We start from the raw sequence: 2,976 nt of genomic DNA on the forward strand, positions 1-2,976 counted from the left end.
ATGCGTTCGACCGCTCGATCGACGTCCATATATCGCGCATCAGGGCGGCGATCGAAAGCAATCCCAAGCATCCGAGGCGCATTATCACCGTACGCGGCGCCGGCTATGTCTTCGCCCGTTTCCAGGACGAAGAGAGATAGCGATGCGCAGCCGGCTTTTCCTGAAAATCTACCTGACGCTGCTGGCGAGCCTTGCAGCGGTCGCGCTCGCCAGTGCGGCCTTCGTGTGGCTGGGGCAGGGAGAGGAGGAGTCCAGCTGGCAGAGCCAACGCGCGCGGTTCGTCGCCGCACTGATTCCGCCCGACATGGACCTGCAGTCGATTAAGGCGACGCTGGAGCGGTTTTCACGCGCATTCGACGCCGACATTGCAGTTTACGATCCGCGCGGTAGGCTGATCGCGAGCGCCGGCCAGCCGCTCCCGCCCGACGTTCGCGAGGGTCGCTGGCGCCACGCCAGAGGCAGCTTTCACACCATGGTGACGGAGTTGCCTGACGGGCGCGTGGTGGCAGCGCGCATGGCGCGGCCGTTCCGTCCGTCCGCCCGCAATCCGCTAACCTATTTGGCGTTGATCGCCGGCGTCATTGGGCTTGCCGCCTATCCGGTGGTGCGCCACCTCACCAGCCGATTGGAGCGGCTACGCAGGGGCGTGGATGCCTGGGGGAGGGGTGACTTCGTGGCGCGTGTACCAGCGGACGGCAGCGATGAGGTCGCGGCGGTCGCGAAGAGTTTCAACACGGCCGCCGATCATGTCGAGCGATTGATCACGTCGAACCGCGCTCTGCTCGCCAATGCCAGCCACGAATTGCGCTCGCCGCTTGCGCGCCTTCGCATGGCGATCGATCTCTATGAGCAGGCGCCGGACGAGAACCGCAAGGAGGAGATCGTGCGCAATCTGGCCGAACTGGACACGCTCGTCGAGGAGATTCTGCTGGCGAGCAGGCTCGACCATGTCCAAAAGCTCGATGCGCCCGAGTCGATCGACCTCTTGGCTCTTGTCTCGGAAGAAGGGGCGCGCCACGGCGTCGAGGTCTTTGGCACGCCCGCGGCTGTCATGGGCGATGCGCGCCTGCTCGGCAGGCTCGTGCGCAATCTCATGCAGAACGCGTTGCGCCACGGCGTCCCTCCCGTCACGGCCAGTGTTGCGCAGGTAGACAGTACGGTGGAACTCGAAATCCGTGACGAGGGTCCGGGCATACCGGATAGTGAGAATGTCCGCGTTTTCGAGCCGTTTTACCGGCCCTCGGGACGAAGCGAGGTCACGGGCGGCTGGGGCTTGGGATTGGCGCTGGTGCGCCAGATCGCCGAACGCCATGGCGGTGCGGTCCGTTACGAATCCCCCTCGGGCGGCGGCGCCTGCTTCGTCGTGACACTTCCAGCGCATCGGGCCGCCCCAACGATCGGTTGATGTTGTCCGCAATGCCGCGTGGCAGTATCGAGTGGGCTGCCCCGTTGCGCCGGCAAACGTGGCTCACACACCGTCCTTGACGCGCTCCCAGGCGTTTTTCAGATGCCGTCCAAGCGCCTCCGACAATGCCGGCTGATTGCGCTGTTCCAGGGCGACGATCATCTCTTCATGCTCGGCAACGGCGGCAGCCCATTTCTCAGGACCTTCATGACCGACGAAACGGATGCGCTTCAGCCTCGTTTGCAACGTCGTATGCATGTTCGAGAGCGTTGCGTTGTGCGCCATCTGGACGATTGCCGTATGGATCGCCTGGTTGAGCTTGTAGTAGTTCAGCCGGTCGCCCGACCTGTATTTGTCCAGCATCTCATCGTGAAGGGCGCGAACATGGGCGATTTCCTCGGCGGAGCCGACCTCGCATGCGAGCCGTCCGGCGAGCTCCTCCATTGATTGCAATACCGTCAGCATGTCCTCCACATCCTTAGCACTGAAGCGCTTCACGACTGCTCCGCGACTGGGGACGAGCTCGACGAGCCCTTCGCTCGCCAGATACTTGATTGCCTCACGCAACGGGGTCCTTGAAACGCCAAGCTGCTCACCGAGCTGGCCTTCATGGATACGGCTTCCTGGTGCGAGATTCCCCTCGATGATCATGTCGCGCAGGTGGTTCACAAGCGTGTCGTGCAAGGCTGTTCGCTGCAGCGGCGCAACGCTGCTGACATCACCCGCACCCACGTTGACTGAGTTCATCCGGATCACGCTGATTCTCCATTTTGAGGGCGCTCGCTGAAGCCACCTAATGAAACTCCGCAGAGATCAAGTCAATAAAATATTCTGCATACAGCATGCAGTACTCTTGATATTGAATGCCAAACCGGTGTATCTGCTTCCTCGAGGAGAAACATGTGGAGAGGTTCATGATCAAAGACGGCGCAACCGAAACGCGTCCAGTAATCGCCCTTGCGATGGGTGATCCGGCCGGCATCAGTCCCGAACTCACCGCGCGCATCATCGCCCTTCCCGAAATCCGCGAGGCGGCGCATCTGGTCGTGATCGGTGACCGTCGTATTCTCGAAGACGGAGCAAAAGAAGCCGGCCTCGACTTGAACCTTGCCAGCGCGCCGCTCGACAGTTTCGAGCAGGCGGGTAAGGATCGCCACGTCTTCATCGACCTTGCTCATCTCAATCCTGCCGACGTGGTACGCGGCGAGGCGACACTTGCAGGCGGCACTTTCGCCACGACGAACTTCCGCACGGCGCTGAAGCTTGCTGACAGCGGCCGAGCGCACGCAGTCTGCTTTACCCCCTTCAACAAGAAGGCGATGCGTTACGCTTATTCGGGCTACGACGACGAAATCCGTTTCGTTGCCGACGTCATCGGTTTCACTGGCAAGGCGCGTGAATTCAATGTTCTCGAGCGCGTCTGGAACGCCCGCGTGACTTCGCACATACCACTGGCGGAGGTTGCGTCGGCTCTATCGGTGGAGGGGGTTGTCGCCGGGCTGGCGCTTGCGCCGGCCTGTTTGAGGGGGGCTGGGCCCGACAATCCGAGGAGCATGGTCGCGGGCCTCCAT

General features: G+C 62.2%; 4 protein-coding genes. 3 read left to right on the top strand and 1 reads right to left on the bottom strand.

Annotated elements, in window-relative coordinates:
• Together C9413_RS30415 and C9413_RS30420 are read left to right on the top strand one after the other, a co-directional pair.
• A partial coding sequence (locus tag C9413_RS30415) for a helix-turn-helix domain-containing protein (RefSeq protein WP_170251347.1) occupies window positions 1–140 on the top strand: 140 nt, incomplete at its 5' end.
• A 2-nt stretch (window positions 141–142) separates the two neighbouring features.
• Window positions 143–1,405: a HAMP domain-containing sensor histidine kinase gene (locus tag C9413_RS30420; protein ID WP_040115876.1), complete on the top strand. Its 1,263-nt coding sequence runs from the start codon at window positions 143–145 to the stop codon at window positions 1,403–1,405.
• Between the two features lie 63 nt (window positions 1,406–1,468).
• Here the strand turns inward: C9413_RS30420 and C9413_RS30425 are convergent, their stop codons facing one another.
• Window positions 1,469–2,152, bottom strand: coding sequence for a GntR family transcriptional regulator (locus C9413_RS30425; protein WP_040115875.1), 684 nt, complete (start codon window positions 2,150–2,152; stop codon window positions 1,469–1,471).
• A 167-nt stretch (window positions 2,153–2,319) separates the two neighbouring features.
• Here C9413_RS30425 and C9413_RS30430 point away from each other — a divergent pair.
• The coding region (locus C9413_RS30430; RefSeq protein ID WP_170251348.1) for a 4-hydroxythreonine-4-phosphate dehydrogenase PdxA at window positions 2,320–2,976 on the top strand (657 nt) is incomplete at its 3' end.

The sequence above is a fragment of the Rhizobium sp. SEMIA 4085 genome (genome assembly GCF_013004495.1).
GTDB classification, from domain to species: Bacteria; Pseudomonadota; Alphaproteobacteria; order Rhizobiales; family Rhizobiaceae; genus Rhizobium; species Rhizobium gallicum.

Bases quoted from the DNA above. Each gene is read 5' to 3' on its own strand.
- C9413_RS30425 (WP_040115875.1), bottom strand. From the start codon at position 2,152: ATGAACTCAGTCAACGTGGGTGCGGGTGATGTCAGCAGCGTTGCGCCG.
- C9413_RS30420 (WP_040115876.1), top strand. From the start codon at position 143: ATGCGCAGCCGGCTTTTCCTGAAAATCTACCTGACGCTGCTGGCGAGC.